The sequence below is a fragment of the Nisaea sp. genome (genome assembly GCF_965216895.1).
Lineage (GTDB): Bacteria > Pseudomonadota > Alphaproteobacteria > Thalassobaculales > Thalassobaculaceae > Nisaea.
In genome coordinates, this window is record NZ_OZ244205.1 from 964928 (window position 1) to 983055 (window position 18128).

Genomic DNA, 18128 nt, shown 5'->3' on the forward strand with positions numbered 1-18128 from the left:
CCCGATCAGATATTGCCGCCATCGACTCTGAACTCCTGCGCGGTGCAGCCTCGTGAAGCGTTCGAGGCGAGGAACAGCACCATCTCTGCGACATCGTCTTCCAGCATCGCCCGCTTCAGACACTGGCGTCGGATGACAGCTTCCTTCGTCTCGGGATCGATCCAGTCCCGAAGCTGCCGCGGCGTTAGAATCGCACCCGGTACAACGGAATTGACCCGGATACCGGCCTCGCCGAAATCGCGCGCCAGGGACCGGGTGAGCCCGAAAACCCCTGCCTTGCAGGCGCTGTAGACTGAAAGATCCGGGACCCCCTGCCCCGGCGCAATGGACCCGAAATTGATGATCGAACCGGCGCCTTGCGGTGCCATCAGCCGGTAGGCCGTCTGCGCGGCGAAGAATTGCTGTTTCAGATTGACGGCGACGAGCGCGTCCCAATCGTCTTCGGTCACCGTTTCGGCGGGAATGCGCAAGTCCCGCGCCGCGTTATTCACCAGTGCATAGAGCGATCCTGTAACGTCGGAGGCCCGTTCGATCGCGTCTCTGAGCGCTGCCGTATCGGTCACATCACAGCGGTGAAAGAATGGCGAGGTTCCGGTTTTATCGGCGACTCCGGCGGTGAGCGTTTCACCTGCCGCCTCGTCGATATCGACGAAGTAGGTATGCGCGCCCTGCCAGCAGAAGGCCTCGACGATTGCCGCGCCGATGCCGGTCGCACCGCCGCTGACGAACACGGCCTGTTTTTTCAGGTCAGGATAGCGTGTTGCATATGCCGCCATCTCGTCTGCTCCCTTTCGCTCCGCCCGCTGAAAACATTGACGGCCAGACCGGCATGCGGCAACATATTTTTTAATCACTAAAATAAATCAATTGGCGAACAACGCCGCATTCCTTGAGGGAGGAAGACATGAGGATAAATCTCACGAGTATGCTTGCCGCCGGGATACTCGCGCTCGGCGGAATCGCCGGCGTCCCGCAGCCGGTCATGGCCGCCGACACCATCGTCGGCGTCAGCTGGTCCAATTTTCAGGAAGAGCGCTGGAAGACCGACGAGGCAGCGATCAAGGCCGCACTCGAAAAGGCGGGTGTCGAATACATCAGCGCCGATGCGCAGAGCTCGACGGCCAAGCAGCTCTCGGACGTGGAGAGCCTGATCGCCCGCGGCGCGAACGCACTCATTATCCTGGCCCAGGACGCTTCCGCCATAACGCCGGCGGTCGAGAAGGCCGCAGCCGAGGGCATCCCCGTCGTCGGGTACGACCGACTGATCGAGCACCCGGACGCCTTCTACATCACCTTCGACAATGTCGAGGTTGGCCGCATGCAGGCCCGTGCGGTCTATGCCGCCCAGCCGAAAGGCAATTACGTTTTCATCAAGGGGAGCCCTCAGGATCCAAACGCAGATTTCCTGCATGACGGGCAGCTCGAAGTGCTGAAGGCGGCGATCGACAAAGGCGACATCAAGGTGGTCGGCGAGCAGTATACCGACGGCTGGCTGCCCGCCAACGCGCAGCGCAACATGGAACAGATCCTCACCGCCAACGACAACAAGGTCGATGCCGTGGTGGCCTCCAACGACGGTACCGCCGGCGGCGTGGTCGCGGCATTGACCGCGCAGGGTCTGGAAGGCCTCCCGGTCTCCGGCCAGGACGGCGACCATGCGGCGCTCAATCGGGTTGCTCTCGGCACCCAGACGGTCTCGGTCTGGAAGGATGCCCGCGATCTCGGCAGACGTGCGGCTGAAATCGCCATCGAACTTGCCAAGGGTGCCGACAATGACGCGGTCTCCGGCGCCCAGCAATGGAAGAGCCCGAGCGGGCAAATGCTGAGCTCGGTCTTCCTTGCGCCGGTGCCGATCACAAGGGACAAGCTGGACGTCGTGATCGACGCCGGCTGGGTATCGAAGGACGTAGTCTGCAAGGGCGTGAAAAGCGGCACGGTCACGGCTTGCGATTGACGCCGAAGCTCCGTCCAACTGACCGGCACCGTCTGGTGCCGGTCTCTCTTCTTCGACCGAGTGGATACCCGCATGAGCGACCAGGCACCAACCACGTCCGCTGCAACCACGAGCTCCGTTAGAGCAACGCAATCCGGACTCTCGGGCCTCGTCCGGACGATGGAACTCGACCTCCGCCTGCTCGGCATGGTGGGCGCGCTGCTCGTCATCTGGCTGCTTCTGGACCTGTTGACCGAAGGACGCTTCATTACCCCGCGCAATCTCTTCAACCTCTCTGTCCAGACAGCCTCGGTCGCGGTGATGGCAACGGGCATGGTTTTCGTTATCGTCACCCGCCACATCGACCTTTCGGTCGGGTCTGTGCTCGGAGTCATTGCCATGGTGATGGGCGTGGTGCAGACCGAGATCCTGCCCGACTATCTCGGCTTCAATCATCCGGCCAACTGGGTGCTGACCATCGGTATCGGTCTCCTGCTCGGGCTGCTGATCAGCAGCCTGCAGGGCTGGGTCATCGGCTATCTCGGCGTGCCGGCCTTTATCGTCACACTCGGCGGCCTGCTGGTCTGGCGCGGCGCCGCCTGGTGGGTCACGACCGGGCGCACCGTCGCGCCGCTTGACGGAACCTTCGTGCTCTTCGGCGGCGGCATCGCGGGCACTCTCGGAGAGGTCGGATCCTGGATCTTCGGAATCATCATGGTCGCCTTCGTGCTCTTCGGCATCCTGAACGGACGGCGGCGACGCAAGCTCTTCGACTTCCCTCTGAAGCCGCTCTGGGCAGACTGGCTGAATATCGGCGTGCTTTGCATCGCCATCGCCTCCTTCGTCGCGGCGATGAACGCCTACCCCGTCCCGGCCCGCGCCGCGAAACGGATCGCCGAGGCCAAAGGCTGGGAAATTCCTGAAGGCGGGCTGGAGCTCGTGCATGGCATCGCCATCCCCGTCGTCATCGTCGCCGTGGTCGCCATTGTCATGACCATCATCGCCCGGCGTACGAAATTCGGACGCTACGTCTTCGCCATGGGCGGCAACCTGCAGGCGGCCGAACTCTCCGGCATCGACGTCCGGCGCATGACGCTCTACGTCTTCACGCTGATGGGAGGGCTCTGCGCGCTCTCGGCCGTGATCGCCTCGGCGCGCCTGCAGTCGGCGGCAAACGATCTCGGCACGCTTGACGAGCTCCGGGTGATCGCCGCCGCGGTGATCGGCGGTACTTCGCTCGCAGGGGGCGTCGGCACGATCTACGGCGCCATTCTCGGCGCTCTCGTGATGCAGAGTCTGCAGAGCGGGATGGCGCTGATCGGGGTAAATACCTCCCTGCAATCGATCGTCATCGGCCTTGTGCTGGTCCTCGCCGTCTGGATCGACCAGGTCTATCGCCGGCGGATCGGGGAGTGAGCGCCATGACACACGAACCAAGCACCCCGCTCGTCGAGATGCGCGACATCCACGTCTCGTTCGGCGGCATCAAGGCCGTCGACGGGGTGACCTGCGATCTCTATCCGGGCGAGGTCGTCGGCTTGCTCGGCCATAATGGTGCCGGCAAGTCGACGCTTGTAAAGGTGCTCTCGGGAGCCAATCCGAAAGACAGCGGGGAAATCCTGATCGACGGGAAGAGCGCGACGATCCGGAACGCACGCGACGCCCGCCGCTACAACATCGAGACCATCTACCAGACGCTCGCCCTCGCCGATAACCTCGACGCCGCCGCGAACCTTTTCCTTGGCCGTGAACTTCTCACCCCTTCCGGCACACTCGACGAGGTCCGGATGGAGGCCGAGACACGCGAGATCCTGGGGCGGCTCAATCCCAATTTCCGCAAGTTCGCGGCACCGGTGAAGGCGCTTTCCGGCGGCCAGCGCCAGTCGGTCGCGATCGCCCGCGCGGTCTATTTCGACGCCCGCGTCCTGATCATGGACGAGCCGACCGCGGCCCTCGGCGTGCAGGAGACGCAGATGGTCTCCGAACTGGTCAAGCAGCTCAAATCGGAAGGGATCGGCATCTTCCTGATCAGCCACGACATCCATGACGTCTTCGATCTTTCCGACCGTCTGACGGTAATGAAGAATGGGCGCCTGGTCGGAACCGTCCGTACGGACGAGGTTTCGAAGGACGATGTGCTCGGCATGATCATTCTCGGGAAGATGCCGGATCATCTGGGGGAGCGTGCCCTTGCCTGAAGCCGTCCGAGCCCGCCTGCTGCTCGATTGCCGCAATATCCTCGCAGAGGGGATCCAGTGGAACGCCGAGCACAAGAAGCTCTACTGGACGGACATCCACGGCCGGTCGCTGTGGAGCTGCAATGCCGACGGAAGCGGCGTAGAGAAGATCGATTTCCAGAAACGCATCGGCAGTTTCGCCTTCACCGAACAGGACGGAATTCTTCTCGCCCAAGAGGACGGGCTCGCGCATTTCGACCCTGTCGCGGCGCAACTGACCGAGCTGCTGGAGATCGAACCGGATCGCCCAAGCACCCGGCTCAACGACGGGCGCTGCGACCGGGATGGCAGGTTCGTCTTCGGCGGGCTGGACGAGGAAAGCCTGCGGCCATTGTCGGCTGTCTATTCATATGGCGGTGGTGATACTTCGCAGCGCCTGATAGACGAAGTCGGCTGCACGAACAGCCTGTGCTTCTCACCCGACGGGGAGACCATGTATTTTGCCGATTCCTCTGGTCACAAGATCTTCAGCTTTGCCTATGAACGGAAGAGCGGAACGCTGTCGGGCCGTGCAATATTCGCCGAACTGAGCGGCATGGAAGGCGCTCCGGACGGCTCCTGCGTCGACGCCGAGGGCGCGGTCTGGAACGCCCAGTTCGAGGGCGGCTGCGTGCAGCGCTACCTCGCAGACGGCACGCGCGATATACGGGTGGAGGTTCCGGTCAGCCAGGTCACCCTCGCCTGCTTCGGCGGCGACGAACTGAGCAGCCTCTACATCGCGACCGGCCGCGAAGGTTTTTCCGCCGAGCGGGAACGGGCGCAACCGACGGCTGGCGGCATTTTTGTCGCCGAACTCGACGGAATCAGGGGCCTTCCGGAGGCACGCTTCCGGGGCGCCCTGACACTCTGAGCCGATGGAATTGCGGGACAAGAGGCTCGGTCGGCATATCCCGGACCCGGCACGGGCAAAGAACCGGAAAGCCGTCGTCGATTGCCTGCGCCGGCGCGGCGCGGTGGCACGGATCGAACTCGCCGAACATATCGGCATCAGCCCCGCAACCGTCACCATCATCACCTCCGAACTGCTCGAGGACGGCGTCATCCGCGAGGAACGGGACTCGCCGGAGCGGGACGAAACCGTACGCGGCCGACCGCGCACCCGACTCGAGTTGAATCCGGAAGCCGGTTTCGCCGTCGGCATCAAGATTTCGATGCACCAGGCCTCGGTCTCGCTGACCGATCTGTCGGGCAACATTCTCGGAGCGGAAACGATCCCGGTCAGGGCCAATCGGGACGCACCGGAGTGGATCGCCGATATCTGCATGAAACAGGTCCAGACGATCATCTCCGGGTCAGGGATCGATCCGAACCTGGTGCTCGGTCTCGGGATCGGCGTACCGGGTTATATCGAATATCCGTCCGGGCTCGTACGCTGGGCGCCGGTCTTCTCCGAACGGGACGTTCCGTTCCGGGAGATCGTGGAGAAACGGACCGGCTTCCGGACCTTTATCGACAACGACGCCAACATGACGGCGCTGGCTGAAAAATGGTTCGGGGTCGGCCGCGCCTTCCCCACCTTCCTTGTCGTCACGGTGGAACACGGTGTCGGCATGGGACTGGTCGTGAACGAGAAGCTCTACCGCGGGTCCCGTGGTTTCGGGGCGGAGTTCGGCCATACCAAGATCGTGGTCGGCGGCGCGCTCTGCCGCTGCGGCCAGCGCGGCTGCATCGAAGCCTACGTGTCCGATTATGCCATCGCGCGCGAGGCAAATATCCTCGGCCCCTCGGTTGCGACCGACGACCCGATCGCCCTCGAAGCGCGGATCCAGAACCTCATCGCGCAGGCGGACGCGGGCGACTCCGCGGTAATTTCCATCTTCGAACGGGCCGGCACCATGCTCGGCACCGGCATCGCCAACCTGGTCGACATTCTGGACCCGCCCGTCGTGGTCCTTTCCGGTGCCCGAACACACTCCGCGAAAGCGTTTTACGCCGCCCTGAGAAAGGCACTTGAGAATAACATCCTGGCCGGCACGGATACCTCGGTGGACCTCAGGATCGATTCCGGCGGAGACGAGGTCTGGGCCCGCGGGGCCGCTGCCCTCGTGCTGGAGGAAACGCTGATCTGAATCAGGCCGGCGAAACGGCGTTCCGCGCAGGGTCGAGCGCGTAGACCAGCTGGCGCAGGTCGTCGAGCAGTGCCTGCCGGTCCGATCCACTACCGAGATCAGCCGCCCCGATCGGCGCACCGATATGCGCCCTCACCTCATCACCGATGCGGCGCACCACCTCCCCCATCAGGAGAGCTTCGCGCAAAGCTTCGCTAAACCGGCTGACGAAATGGAACATCAGGCGGTTCTGTCCCTCGAAGAAGATCGGCACGACCGTTGCCCCGGAATGCGCAATCAACTTGCCTGCAAAGAGCTTCCACGGCGCATCGGTCGCACGGCCAAAGACATTCTCGGCCGTCGAGACCCTGCCCGCCGGAAATAACACAAGCGCGCCACCTTCCTTCAGATGGGCCAGTGCCCTGCGCTTCGATTCGACATTGCTCCGGAGGGCACTGGAAGCGCCGTCGAATTCGATCGGTATCAGAAACGGGCGCAGCGGCTCGGCCCGGCCAAGCGCGGCGTGGGCCATCAGCTTGAAATCCGGCCGGACCCGAGAGGTGATATGGCCGATCGCAATACCGTCCAAGACGCCGAAGGGATGATTGGCGACAACGATCAGCGGGCCATCCGACGGAATCGCTTTCAGCCGCGATTCCTCGAAACAGACGGAAAGCCTCAGATACTCCACCGCTGACTGCCAGAAGTCCCCGGCCGCGAGGTGCTTGCTGCAGTAGTCGTCATACATTCGCTGCAGGCGCGGCTGACCCGTCAGCAGTTCGAAACACCGAATCAGGACCTGCCGCGCGAAGGTGTCATCCGGATTGCAATACGACACGACCGGCGTTTTCCGCTCGAACGCCCGCCTGAACCGCCCCGCCCCGAATTTCATACCCATTCTTCCGTCGCCTGATGCATGCTGGTCGACGAACGCTAGCGACGTTGCATGACAGTCTGATGACCGAAAAATTGCGGGACGCAGGCAGCGGACACCTTGCACTTTGTCCGGAAAGCAGGTTGATCCGACGGGCGCTTTCGTTAGACCATTGAGTTGAATGACTCGCGAGTGTCGGCGCGCGTCGCGCGCCGGCCAAACCGGCCAAGAGAGGCGCTTGCCGAAAGGCAGAGGCTTGACGATGGTGGACGCTCTATATGACGGAAACCGACCCCCTCTGATCGTCTCGCCGCCGAAGCGCAACTCGAGCCACGACGATGTCCTGAAAGTCGGCCTCCTCGGCGGATTCGCGATCGAGGCCCCCACTGGCGTGGCCAATCTGCCGAGTCGCAAGGCACAGGCGATTCTCGCGTATCTGATGCTGATGCCGTCCCATAGCGAAACCCGGGAGCGGATCGCCGGCCTGCTGTGGAGCAGTGCACCCGAAGAACAGGCGCGTGCGTCCCTCAGACAGGCTCTGAGGCGCCTCAACCAGTTTTTTGGCAAGGTCCGGCATGACGCCATAGAGGTGACACGAAACGAGATCCGCTTGCGCCCCGAAGCGTTTACCTCCGATCTCTGGACCATCCTCGATCAGGACGCGATGGCACCGGTTCATCCGATCCTGCTGCAACGGAGCGACATTTCCTCCTCACTCCTGCTCGGTTTCGAGGATCTCGATCCTGTCTTCGGGTCGTGGATCACCGTGCAGAGGCAGATCCTGCACGACCGGCTGGTCGCCAGCCTCGAAGCCCGGATCAGCGACCACACACGGGCAAACGCACCGCATGCGGAGCGGATCTCGAAGAATGCCGCACTCGCGCTTTCGAATCTCGATCCGACACACGAAGCCGCTTGCCGCGAACTCATGCTGCAACATGTCCGAACCGGAGACATCGCGTCCGCACTGAAGCGCTACAACAGGTTGTGGTCGCTGCTCGAAGCCGACTACGACATGGAACCGTCAGAGGAGACCAAGGCTCTCGTTGCGCTGATCAAATCCGGCATGGCCCCGGATGCCCCTGACTCGGACGGGAAGGACGCCATGGCGAGAGCCGTGCGGATCGCCGTCGGCGCCCCCCGTCTGGTCGTCGGTACATTCTCCGACGCCGGCCTGCCCGAGCCGCTCAGGTTCATGGCCCGTGCCTTCCGCCATCAATTCATGTCGAACCTGCTGAAATTCAGAGAATGGCTGGTAATCGACGGAGAACGTGCGGATGCGGGGAAAAGACTTGCCTCGCTCGATCCAAGCTACAGCGTCGAGGCCGACGCTTTCGTGAAGCGGACGGTTCTGCATGTTCTGGTATCGGTGCGCGAGACCGCATCAGACACCATCCTCTGGAGCGAGGAGAGTCCCGCCAGTCTGGAGACCTGGCCTCGGTCACTAAAGCAGCTGGTGCAAAAACTGGCTGTCGCCGTCAACGTCCATCTGTCCCTCGGGCGACCGGGAAATCCCGCCAGCGAGTCTCCGGTTTCTCCATCGATCCACGATCGATGGCTCCTCGGGCGCGGGCTGATGCGCCGCTGGACACCGGCCTCCTGGTCACAAGCCGCCGATACCTTCGACGCGATCGTCGCAGACGCACCGGATTTCGCCCCCGGTCTATCCAGCCGCTCGCTGTGCTCGAGCTTGAAGCGTTTCGCCTGCCCCGGATACCAGCAGGACGCGGGGACGGAGGCCGAAGCGCTGGAATATGCCCGTCGGGCAATCGAGGCCGGACCGCGTGACATCAAGAGTTACCATGCTTCCGGCTGGGCCAACCTCGGCGCCGGCGCGTTTGATCGCGCGATCCTCTGCTTTGGTATCGCCGAGAATTTGAACGAGAACGATGTCGGCACAGCGATCTCTTCTGCCCTCGGACTCGCCTTCTGTGGAGAGACGGCAGAAGCCCTGCGCCGCATCGAGGCGCCGCGTGAGACAGACTCCGCATATCGCCCTCTGAATTGGTGCTTCGAAACCGCCTGCCGTTACATTTGCCGCGACTATCCCGGAACCATCTGGGCGGCGGCGAAGGCTGGCGAGAACAATGTTCTCTACCCCCCGGCATGGGCCGCCGCCGCCTTCGCCCAACTCGGAAACAGCAGGGCCGCCGAACGGGAAGCCGAGCGTTTCCTGGCCGTCGCGCGGGAAAACTGGGTCGGCGCGACGCCGCCCCTGCCAGGGGATGTTACGCGCTGGTTCCTTTCGACTCACCGGTTCCGCAATCCGGAAGACTATTTTCACATGAAGCACGGCCTTGAGCGGGCCGGCCTCACGGCGCGATAGGTCCCGGACCGGACCCGCCTCAGTGCCCGACCCGGTGCTCCATCCGGCTGAGGAGCCGTACCACCGGCCAGAGCATCACCAGATAGGCCACCGCGGCCATGACGATCGGCGAGGCGTTGTATGTCACCGAGCGGGCCATGTCGGCGGAATAGAGCAACTCCTGGAACGATACCACGCTGGCGATTGAGGTCAGCTTCACGATCTCGATGATGTTGCTGAGCAGATCAGGCAGCACGTTCCGGGTCGCCTGCGGCAGGATCACGTAGCGCATGGTCTGGATGCCGGTGAGCCCGGTCGAGCGCGCGGCCTCGAACTGTCCCGCGCCGATACTCTCGATCCCCGCCCGGTAGATTTCTGCGAAATAGGCCGAATTGTTCAGCAAGAAGGCAATGCAGACCGCCATGAACGGCGAGATGTCGACTCCCGCAAACGGCAGCCCCGCATAAACGAAGATGAGCAGAACGAGCGGCGGCACGGCGCGGAAGAGGTCGATCAGCGCAATGACGGCATAGCGTAGCGGCCGGTGTCTCGTGCGCGCAGCGAGGGCGACAAGCAGACCGCCGAGAAGCCCGAGAGGGATGACCGCAAGACAGAGCAGCAACGTCATCCCGGCGCCTCGCAGCATCAGCGGGAAGACCTCTTTCATGATGTCGATATTGAAGAAGTTGTAGATCAGCTCGTCCATCTCAGGCGCGCCTCCACTGGAATCGGGTCTCGATCCAGCGGCCGACAGCAACGACCGGGATGAAGAGCAGGATATAGGCGATGGCCCCCATCATCAGCGGCGTGGCACTGCCGGAGAAGGATTGCGCGGTCGAGGCCTGGTTCAGGATCTCTCCCACTCCGATAACGGTGCCGAGTGCGGTGTTCTTGGTAATTGCGATGGTCCGGTTGGTCAGCGGCGCGACGGTCATCCGCACGGCTTGGGGAATGACGACGTAGATCAGAGTCTGGTTGAAGCCGAGACCGGTCGAACGCGCCGCCTCCCATTGTCCTTTTCGGACCGAGAGGATCCCGGCCCAGAAGATCTCTTCTGCAAAAGCCCCGAGTACCAATGTCAGGACCAGCCAGAGCACGAAGAACCCGGAGAGCGTGATCCCCACGGTCGGCAGGCCGAAATAGATCAGCAAAATCAGCACAAGCGGCGGCAGCGAGCGCATCAGGTCGACAAAAATCACGATGAGGGCCGAGAGCACCTTGTTGCGGTAGCTCCTGAGAATGGCGAGTGTCATCCCGAGCGCGATGCCGCAGAACACGACGAGCACCGCGATCTCGCAGGTGACGATCACGCCTTTTCCGATTGCGCCCGCATATTCCGCGATCAGGTCCGGACGGAAGAAGGTCTCGACGAAGCGGTCCCACATGGTGTCGGGCACGACCTCGCTCATTGCCCGATCTCCGCCATGAAATCACGGGTGCGCGGATGCTGTGGCGCCTCGAAGACCTCTTGAGGCGTTCCCTCTTCGAGGATCTGACCGTCGGCCATGAAGATGACCCGGTCCGCCGCCGCTCTTGCGAAACGCATCTCGTGGCTGACCACCACCATCGTCATGCCGGCATCGCGCAACTGCTGCATCACCTGCAGCACGCTACCGACCAGTTCGGGATCAAGTGCGCTCGTGGGCTCGTCGAAGAGCATGACGGCAGGCTCAAGCGCAAGCGCGCGGGCGATGGCGACGCGCTGCTGCTGCCCGCCCGAAAGCGCTCCCGGATGGGACTCCGCCTTGTCGCCAAGGCCGACCCGCTCGAGCATTTTCTCCGCGATCTCGTTTGCCTCGATCCGGCTCTTGCCCAGCACCTTGCGCAAAGCCAGCGTGATGTTGTCGCGTGCATTGAGGTGCGGATAGAGATTGAACTGCTGAAACACCATGCCGATGCGCCGCCGCATGAGATTGATGTCGACGCTCCGGTCCATGAGGTCCACGCCCTCGAAGATCACGACCCCGTCGCTCGGTTCCTCGAGACGGTTGAAGCAGCGCAGCAGCGTGCTCTTGCCGGACCCGGAGGGACCGATGATGAAGACGAGTTCCCCCGTCTCAAGCGCGAAGTCGACGCCTTTCAGCGCCTGAAAATCGCCAAATGCCTTCCAAAGGCCATGGGCCTCGAGGATGGGTGCCATGAACCAATACTCTGAACAGTTTGAAAACGGGCATGCCGCCGGACACGGAGTGCCCGTGTCCGGCGTTGTGAAGCTTCAAGTTGTCAGCCGCAGCTCGGCGTGTGCTCGGTCGGATCGTGACCCTCGAAGCCCGGCTCTCCGTAACCCGGCTGCACCGTGATCAGGGCAGAGCCCGGGGCTGGCGTCACACCGAACCATTTCTCGCTGAGCATGGTCATGGTGCCGTCAAGCTTCATGCACTCGATCGCTTCCTCGACCTTGTTCCGGAGCTCGGCGCTGTCCTTGCGGAAGGGCATGGAGAAGACCTTGCCGGTGGAATGGATGTAGGAAAGTTCGATCTGTGGGTTCTTCTTCACCGCCCATGCCGACGCGGTATTGCCAGCGACATTGGCGAAGGCACGTCCGGAAACCACAGCCTGAATCGCGTCGGTGTTGGTGCCGTAGGACTCGACCTTCCAGCCGACCTCGCTCTCCAGATCCCGCGCCCACTTGTCATAGACGGCGCCCTTGTTCACCGCGATGACCTTGCCCTTGAAATCTTCGAGATTGGTTATCTTCGGGCCGCCTTTCTTGAGCACGAACTGAAAGTCCGTGTTTATGTAGCCCTCGGTGAACAGCATGCTCTTGGTGCGTTCTTCCGTGAGCGTGGTCGGCGCGACAATGAAGTCGTAGGTGCCGGCCTGCATGCCCGGCAGCAAACCGGACCACTGGGCCGCGGTGATATCCATCTCGGCCCCGAGGCGCTTGCCGATCTCGTTCGCGAGATCGACGTTGAAGCCCTCGACCCCGCCGGACAGTTTCGGCATGGCGTGAGGGGCAAAAGTACCGTCAAGCCCGACCTTGTAGGTCTTGGCATCGGCGACGCTCGCAACGGCGACCGCGAGGGCGGCACCGAAGAGCGGGTATTTCAGGAAATTCATGATCAGCCTCCATGTTCGATTGCAAGAGGTCCGCCGTTTTGTTTTGAGTGCCTCCGCCTTGCGGCGAAACCCACCTCGGCTGAACCCTCGGCCCGGCAGAATACGGGTCGATGCGTCAGTCAGCATGAGAGCGGGGAAGTGCCCTCACCGCTGGATTTCGAAGTCTATGCAGCGATCGTGTAGCGCAACAATAAAGATTCTTTCGCTTCCTTTTCCTGAGCTTATACCGCAGGAAAACCGGTCCTTCTTTAGCCCCTTGTTGCCGAAGCGAATTTCGTGGAGTAATGCGGGCACGTGTCCTCCCGTGGAGGGCCACCTAGTACCGGCCCGTTCCGATCCCCATATGCGGACTACCCGCCCGAGACCGGGAGGGGCCAGATATCACCGGCAAGCACGCGGCAGGTCCGAGGGACCCCGCGGGAGGAACAGATGGAACGGAAGACCGATTTCTTCATCGACGGAAAATGGGTGGCGCCGAGCAAGGCGAACGATTTCCCCGTCATCAACCCGGCGAACGAGACCGAATACGCGACCATTTCCCTCGGCAGCGAAGCAGACGTAAACGCTGCGGTCGCCGCCGCCAAGCGCGCGTTCCCGGACTGGAGCACCACGCCCCATGCCGATCGCGTTGCGAAAGTCGAGAAGCTCGCGGAAATCTATCAGGAGCGCATCGAGGAGATGGCGGCCGCGATCTCCGGCGAAATGGGCGCGCCGAAGAACATCGCCTCGAGCCAGCAGGCCGCGGCCGGTCTCGGCCACATCAAGGCCTTCATCCGGGCGCTGAAGGAATTCACCTTCGAGCACCCGCTGAACGACAAGTTTCAGAGCGAATACATCATTCATGAGCCGATCGGCGTCTGCGGTCTGATCACGCCGTGGAACTGGCCGATGAACCAGGTCACGCTCAAGGTCGTCCCGGCCGTTGGTGTCGGCTGCACCGTGGTGCTGAAGCCGTCCGAAATCGCGCCGATGTCCTCCCTGCTCTTCGCCGAGTTCATGGAACAGGCCGGCTTCCCCGCGGGCGTGTTCAACCTGGTGAACGGCGACGGCCCGACGGTTGGCGAGGCAATGAGTCGTCACCCCGACATCGACATGATGAGCTTCACCGGCTCCACCCGTGCCGGGGTCGCCGTGACCAAGGCGGCCGCGGATACGGTCAAGCGCGTGGCGCTGGAACTCGGGGGCAAGGGACCGAACCTCGTCTTCGCCGATACCGACGTTGCCAAGGCGGTGAAACGCGGCGTGCTGCACATGTTCAACAACAGCGGCCAGAGCTGCAATGCGCCGAGCCGGATGATGGTCGAGAAGTCGGCCTATGCCGAAGCGGTCGCGACCGCGAAATCCGTTGCCGAGGCCCAGGAAGTCGGCGATCCGACCCAGGAAGGCCGCCAGATCGGTCCGGTGGTCTCCCAGGCCCAGTTCGACAAGATCCAGGGCCTGATCGAGGCCGGCATCAAGGAAGGCGCGACATTGCTCGCAGGCGGTCCCGGCCGTCCGGACGGTCTCAATCGCGGCTACTACGTGAAGCCGACGGTCTTCGCGGACGTCACCAACGACATGACGATCGCCAAGGAAGAGATCTTCGGTCCGGTCCTGTCGATCATGTCCTTCGAATCGGAAGAGGAAGCGGTCCGGATCGCCAACGACACGCCGTACGGGCTCACCTCCTATGTCCAGACCGGCGATCCGGAACGGGCCAAGCGTCTCGCCCGCCAGCTCCGCGCCGGGATGATCCAGTTGAACGGTGCGGGTCGCGCGCCCGGGAGCCCGTTCGGCGGCTACAAGCAGTCGGGCAACGGTCGCGAAGGCGGCAAGTTCGGCCTTCTCGAATTCCTCGAGGTCAAAGCAGTCGCAGGCTGGCCTGTTCCGGAAGCCGCGGAGTAAACACCGCTCCAACCGACAGCGAAACGGCCGCATTGTTCCGATGCGGCCGTTTTTCGTACGTTCTCTAATATCGGTCTTGCGGCCGGATATCTCGCCATGCAGATATCCGCACCGATCCGGAGCATCAGTGAGGACATCCGCAAAGCGGCCAGAGTGCGGGGTCTCGGAAAACCTGGCACCAGGTTCACAGATCGTCGAGGTCAATACGATTGGTCGCTCCGCCGGTCAGATGAAATCTGGCCTGCGCTCACCCAAGCGCAAAGTGACGCCTGATCTGGCCGCCGGTATGACCGGCATCGGCGAGATCGCCTCCTTCCGGGCCGGTCACAAGGGACTCAGCATCCTGTTCATTTATATTGAAGGCTTCATCAGGAATGCCGAAGGGAAGGAGCGAGATCACCAGATCGTAGAAATGCGAGAACTCCGACCTGGTGCCCGGCGCGATCAATCACTCGGGCGGGACGATCGACAAGTGCATGGATTATGGCTTCCTCACCTTTTTCAATGCACCACGCGATCCTGCCCGATCATACCGCTTGAGCATGTAACGCCGCGCTTGATGCCATGCAATCTCTCTCCAGCCGAGAGCAGGGTGATGGATCCCAGGTTTTTTGCGTCCGGACCGGCCTTGACTGCGGCGAGGTCGCGGTCAGAAAGATCGACACATCGGACCATTTCGGAAACTCGATCATTGGTGATGCCGTGAATGTCCGCTCGCGTCTCGAATCCCTCAACAAGGTCAACGACATCCGCATCGCTGCAGGTCGCCGCCGGCGAGGGATTCGAATGGCGCCATCTCGACCGGGTCATTGTCGCCGGGCACGCCGCGCCGACAGATATCTGCGAATTGCTACGCTGAACGGGAGAGATCGCGCGACCGCCCCCTGGGGCTCTCGTGACTTCTTTCCGCGGTGATTTCAAGCAGGCGAAGGCAGGTTTTGCCGCCGCAGAGAGGCTGCGTTCCAGCTCCGCACTGCGCTCACGCTCCGCGCCAGGCCGGCGAGACTCGCATCTGCCCCTCCCGCAGACTGGAACGGCTGTTCACCGACACCAGCAAGTGACACTCTCTCAGGAGAGATAGCCAAGCTTACGCATCACCGCGCCAAATTCAGCGACGAGACGGTCGCGCTGCCCTGAAGCGAGCTCCTGCGCCCCCGCTCCGCTGCGACCGGCACGAAAGAAACGCTCCATATGCGGTGGCCGTTCCGAGAATCCGCTCTCGCTTTCCTGGCGGCTGAGTTCCTCGAATGAGGAATGGCGCACCGCCCGTGCGAGCCGGTCCGGATCGGACGGCAGACCGAGGGTCCTTATGACCTGCCCGAAGGTCTTTTCCGGCGCCGCGCGCATATCCTCGTACCGGACGAGGCAGACCGGCAGCGACTGAGCGTCATCCAGCCAGCTCGCGACATGCGTGTCCCAGCGCCCGATCGCCGTCTTGATCTGGACATCAGCCTCGAGCGTCGCATGATCCGGATCCGCCATCACCCCGATGGCCCGGTCGATGTCCACACCGAGATGGCTCGCATAGGACGGCACGACATCCAGAGGGTTGCGCACGATATAGATCGCGCCCGCCGAAACCGACCTGTCGATCAACGGCATTCCTTGCAGCATGCCCTGGCGCGAATGCGTCTTGACGAAATGGTCATGGTCCTTCGCCGCAGCGAGACGCCGCTGCGCCGCGGCGCGCAGACTCACGCTCTCCCCTGCCGTCATCCGGCGGATATCGCCATCGAAGACCTGATCGTAGAAGCGCGGGCGGACATCGCTCAGGGAAAAGGCCCGCAAGTCGCCAAGCGGCACCGGATCCGGCGTGTTCAGAACGTAGTTTGCGAGAAAAGCCCGCATCCAGGTATTGCCGGATTTGGGATAGGATGCGAGCCAGATGATACGCGACATGACTATGGCCGGTGATGTGGGGAAAGCGCTCCGCGCGCGATCATACTAAACCGGGACTGGAGATTCGAGCCAGCCGCGCAGCAACGCCACGGTTTCCTCTGGCGCCTCCAGCGGCAACATGTGGCCGCAATTCTCGACGATCTCGAGCCGCGCTACCGGAATGCCGTCGGCGAGTTCCCGCGCCTCTTCCTGGCTCCGAAGCTCGTCTTCGCGGCACCAGACCACCAGCGTCGGACAGGTGATCCTGATCAGATCGCCATGCCCGTCGCGCCGTGCCACACCGATCTGGTTGACGAACCCCGCCTTGCCGATCCGGTCGGCCATCTCGCGGATCTTGCCGACCATCCTCTCGTCGTCACGCCGGTCCGGGTGCAGGGACGAAAGGATCGAATGGCGGGACAATCCCCGGAATCCCCGTGCCTCCGCCGCTCTGGCAAGTCCTTGCTTGCGGCGCGCCTGATCCGGATCGTCGCCCCGCGCGCTGGTATTGAGCAGGGCAAGCCGCTCGACACGATCCGGGGCTCTCAATGCAATCTCGCGCGCAACGAAACCGCCCATGGAAAAGCCCACGAGCGAAAACCGGTCAGGCACGGCCGCCAGGACCCGCTCGGCCATCGCCTCGAAACTCCGGTCACGCGCAAGATCCCCAAAATGCAGTCGTCCGCATGTCTCGAGTCCCGGACGGACATCGTCCCAGAGATGGGAGTCGCACATGAAACCGGGAAGAAGAACGATATCGTGCATGCAAAACCAAAAATAAGGTGCGGTCAGTGGCAAGAACTACTGTCGGCGGGGACGATCGGCCACCAGAGAAAAAAGGCGGCCGATGGCGGCCGCCTTTTCCCGGATGATGCAAGCGCCGCCTATTTCAGCGCCTTGTCCGTGATCAGGTGGGTCCAGGCGTTTTCCGGCTTCCTGGTGATCACCGGGCTGGAGCCGCCTTTCAGGAGCGTGTTGACCGTCCGCTCGTAGTCAGCCGGATCGAGCGCACCGTTCGAACCGGCCGTCAGCTTCGCGACCTCGCGCATCATGCGGCGCTGATGCTTTTCGGTCTGCGCACCGGTCGCGTCGTTTTCCAGCACGATGTCGGCAGCCTCGTCAGGATTGGCCTCGGCATATTTCCAGCCCTTCATAGAAGCCCGCACGAAGCGCACCATCTTGTCGACGAAGGCCGGATCCTTCAGATTTTCCTCAAGGACATAGAGCCCGTCCTCAAGCGTTGCGACGCCCTGATCCTGGTATTTGAAGACCACCAGCTCCGATGCCGGAATGCCGGCATCGATGACCTGCCAGTATTCGTTATAGGTCATGGTGGAAACGCAATCGGCCTGCTTCTGCAGCAGGGGATCGACATTGAAGCCCTGCTTCAGCACGGTAACGCCGCCGGCGCTCCCGTCCGTCGGGATCTTCAGCTGGGACATCCAGGAAAGGAACGGATACTCGTTGCCGAAAAACCAGACGCCGAGGGTCCTGTCCCTGAAATCGTCCGAGCTCTTGATACCGGTCTCCTTGAGGCAGGTCAGCATCATGCCGGAGCTCTTGAACGGCTGGGCGATATTGACCAGCGGCACGCCCTTCTCGCGCGATGCCAGCGCGGACGGCATCCAGTCGATAATCACGTCGGCCCCTCCGCCGACGATCACCTGCGGCGGCGCAATGTCCGGCCCGCCCGGCTTGATCTCGACATCGAGGTTCTCGTCTTCGTAGAAGCCCTTTTCGGCCGCCACGTAGTAACCCGCGAACTGGGCCTGGGTGACCCATTTCAGCTGCAGGGTGACCTTGTCGGCCGCCATGGCGGTGGTCGCCATCAGACCGACAGCTCCTGCGAGCATTCCAGTCAGCACTCTTTGCATCGTCACTCTCCTCAATGAATAAAGCCTCCCCGGCC

17 protein-coding genes are annotated in these 18128 nt (G+C 62.6%); 7 read left to right on the forward strand and 10 right to left on the reverse strand.

Annotated features, from left to right (window positions below):
• Nucleotides 1-5: 5 nt before the first annotated feature.
• Nucleotides 6-776 carry an SDR family NAD(P)-dependent oxidoreductase gene (locus ACOOE1_RS04630; protein WP_420405169.1) on the reverse strand — a complete coding sequence of 257 codons (771 nt, stop codon included), beginning with the start codon at nucleotides 774-776 and terminating at the stop codon, nucleotides 6-8.
• 128 nt (nucleotides 777-904) lie between these two features.
• Here ACOOE1_RS04630 and xylF point away from each other — a divergent pair, with 128 nt between their 5' ends.
• The 5 genes from xylF (at nucleotide 905) to ACOOE1_RS04655 (ending at nucleotide 6239) form a co-directional block, all read left to right on the forward strand.
• Nucleotides 905-1954: a D-xylose ABC transporter substrate-binding protein gene (gene xylF / locus ACOOE1_RS04635; RefSeq protein ID WP_420405170.1), complete on the forward strand. Its 1050-nt coding sequence runs from the start codon at nucleotides 905-907 to the stop codon at nucleotides 1952-1954.
• A gap of 72 nt (nucleotides 1955-2026) precedes the next feature.
• Nucleotides 2027-3349: a sugar ABC transporter permease gene (locus ACOOE1_RS04640; RefSeq protein WP_420405171.1), complete on the forward strand. Its 1323-nt coding sequence runs from the start codon at nucleotides 2027-2029 to the stop codon at nucleotides 3347-3349.
• A gap of 5 nt (nucleotides 3350-3354) precedes the next feature.
• The gene (locus tag ACOOE1_RS04645; RefSeq protein WP_420405172.1) at nucleotides 3355-4131 is read left to right on the forward strand and encodes an ATP-binding cassette domain-containing protein; all 777 of its coding nucleotides are present in this window, start codon (nucleotides 3355-3357) and stop codon (nucleotides 4129-4131) included.
• Nucleotides 4124-5020, forward strand: a complete 897-nt coding sequence (locus ACOOE1_RS04650; protein WP_420405173.1) for an SMP-30/gluconolactonase/LRE family protein — start codon at nucleotides 4124-4126, stop codon at nucleotides 5018-5020. Before ACOOE1_RS04645 ends, ACOOE1_RS04650 begins: the two co-directional genes overlap by 8 nt.
• Before the next feature lie 4 nt (nucleotides 5021-5024).
• On the forward strand, nucleotides 5025-6239 hold the full coding sequence (locus ACOOE1_RS04655) for an ROK family protein (RefSeq protein ID WP_420405174.1): 1215 nt from the start codon (nucleotides 5025-5027) through the stop codon (nucleotides 6237-6239).
• Between the two features lies 1 nt (nucleotide 6240).
• Here ACOOE1_RS04655 and ACOOE1_RS04660 read toward each other — a convergent pair whose 3' ends face one another.
• The gene (locus ACOOE1_RS04660) at nucleotides 6241-7116 is read right to left on the reverse strand and encodes a lysophospholipid acyltransferase family protein (protein ID WP_420405175.1); all 876 of its coding nucleotides are present in this window, start codon (nucleotides 7114-7116) and stop codon (nucleotides 6241-6243) included.
• A 238-nt stretch (nucleotides 7117-7354) separates the two neighbouring features.
• On the opposite strand from ACOOE1_RS04660, the gene ACOOE1_RS04665 reads away from it, so the two are divergent.
• Nucleotides 7355-9418 (forward strand): BTAD domain-containing putative transcriptional regulator, encoded by a 2064-nt coding sequence (locus ACOOE1_RS04665; RefSeq protein ID WP_420405176.1) that lies wholly within the window; start codon nucleotides 7355-7357, stop codon nucleotides 9416-9418.
• 19 nt (nucleotides 9419-9437) lie between these two features.
• On the opposite strand, the gene ACOOE1_RS04670 is transcribed toward ACOOE1_RS04665, so the two are convergent.
• The 4 genes from ACOOE1_RS04670 to ACOOE1_RS04685 form a co-directional block, all read right to left on the reverse strand.
• Complete coding sequence (locus tag ACOOE1_RS04670) at nucleotides 9438-10103, reverse strand: amino acid ABC transporter permease (protein WP_420405177.1); 666 nt, start codon at nucleotides 10101-10103, stop codon at nucleotides 9438-9440.
• 1 nt (nucleotide 10104) lies between these two features.
• Complete coding sequence (locus tag ACOOE1_RS04675) at nucleotides 10105-10806, reverse strand: amino acid ABC transporter permease (protein WP_420405178.1); 702 nt, start codon at nucleotides 10804-10806, stop codon at nucleotides 10105-10107.
• Nucleotides 10803-11528, reverse strand: coding sequence for an amino acid ABC transporter ATP-binding protein (locus ACOOE1_RS04680; RefSeq protein WP_420406405.1), 726 nt, complete (start codon nucleotides 11526-11528; stop codon nucleotides 10803-10805). Before ACOOE1_RS04680 ends, ACOOE1_RS04675 begins: the two co-directional genes overlap by 4 nt.
• Before the next feature lie 92 nt (nucleotides 11529-11620).
• Nucleotides 11621-12457 (reverse strand): transporter substrate-binding domain-containing protein, encoded by an 837-nt coding sequence (locus ACOOE1_RS04685; RefSeq protein ID WP_420405179.1) that lies wholly within the window; start codon nucleotides 12455-12457, stop codon nucleotides 11621-11623.
• 429 nt (nucleotides 12458-12886) lie between these two features.
• Between ACOOE1_RS04685 and ACOOE1_RS04690 the strand changes: the two genes are divergently transcribed.
• On the forward strand, nucleotides 12887-14341 hold the full coding sequence (locus tag ACOOE1_RS04690; RefSeq protein WP_420405180.1) for an aldehyde dehydrogenase family protein: 1455 nt from the start codon (nucleotides 12887-12889) through the stop codon (nucleotides 14339-14341).
• A gap of 247 nt (nucleotides 14342-14588) precedes the next feature.
• On the opposite strand, the gene ACOOE1_RS04695 is transcribed toward ACOOE1_RS04690, so the two are convergent.
• The 4 genes from ACOOE1_RS04695 to ACOOE1_RS04710 all read right to left on the reverse strand — a co-directional run bounded on the left by ACOOE1_RS04695 (nucleotide 14589) and on the right by ACOOE1_RS04710 (nucleotide 18093).
• Nucleotides 14589-14789, reverse strand: a complete 201-nt coding sequence (locus tag ACOOE1_RS04695) for a hypothetical protein (RefSeq protein ID WP_420405181.1) — start codon at nucleotides 14787-14789, stop codon at nucleotides 14589-14591.
• 620 nt (nucleotides 14790-15409) lie between these two features.
• Nucleotides 15410-16240: a sulfotransferase domain-containing protein gene (locus ACOOE1_RS04700; protein ID WP_420405182.1), complete on the reverse strand. Its 831-nt coding sequence runs from the start codon at nucleotides 16238-16240 to the stop codon at nucleotides 15410-15412.
• Between the two features lie 45 nt (nucleotides 16241-16285).
• Nucleotides 16286-16984, reverse strand: coding sequence for an alpha/beta fold hydrolase (locus tag ACOOE1_RS04705; protein ID WP_420405183.1), 699 nt, complete (start codon nucleotides 16982-16984; stop codon nucleotides 16286-16288).
• Nucleotides 16985-17103: 119 nt separating this feature from the next.
• Nucleotides 17104-18093, reverse strand: a complete 990-nt coding sequence (locus ACOOE1_RS04710; protein WP_420405184.1) for an ABC transporter substrate-binding protein — start codon at nucleotides 18091-18093, stop codon at nucleotides 17104-17106.
• Between the last annotated feature and the right edge of the window lie 35 nt (nucleotides 18094-18128).